This is a genomic window from Psychrobacter glacincola (genome assembly GCF_904846215.1).
Classification (GTDB): Bacteria; Pseudomonadota; Gammaproteobacteria; order Pseudomonadales; family Moraxellaceae; genus Psychrobacter; species Psychrobacter glacincola.
The window spans coordinates 1-616 of sequence record NZ_CAJGZK010000088.1; the positions used below are offsets into that span (position 1 = coordinate 1).

Sequence of the window (616 nt, forward strand, 5' to 3'; positions counted from 1 at the left end):
GTGACGGCAAGCTGGTGGATTTTTCTGGTTGGGAATTACCAATCCATTATGGTTCGCAAATCGAAGAGCACGAAGCGGTGCGTACTGATGCTGGTATGTTTGATGTCCCACATATGGTCGTCGCTGATGTCACAGGTAGCGATACCAAAGCATGGCTACAAAAGCTACTGGCCAATGATGTCGATAAACTCAAAACCGTCGGTAAAGCGTTATATTCTGGCATGCTCAACGAGCAAGGTGGCGTCATCGATGACTTAATCGTTTACCTGATGAACGAAGACGCTACTGAATACCGCATCGTCTCAAACGCTGCTACTCGTGATAAAGACATGGCACAATTTGATAAAGTCGCCGAAGGTTTTGACATCAGCATCACTGAGCGTCCAGAGCTTGCGATGATTGCCGTGCAAGGACCAAACGCTGTTGAAAAACTCGCGCAAACCAAACCTAGCTGGGCAGATACTTTAGCTGGTCTTAAGCCTTTCGTTGGTGCTGATTTAACAGACATCGAAGGCAAAGATTGGTTCGTTGCTCGTACCGGCTATACCGGTGAAGATGGCGTCGAAGTCATTATGCATGGTGATGATGCACCAGCATTTTTTGAACAATTGAAAGC

At 46.9% G+C, this 616-nt stretch carries 1 protein-coding gene; it reads left to right on the plus strand.

Annotated elements, in window-relative coordinates; translation table 11 throughout:
* Positions 1-616: aminomethyltransferase family protein (locus tag JMW90_RS13555; protein WP_476705331.1), on the plus strand; the 616-nt coding region annotated here is incomplete at both ends.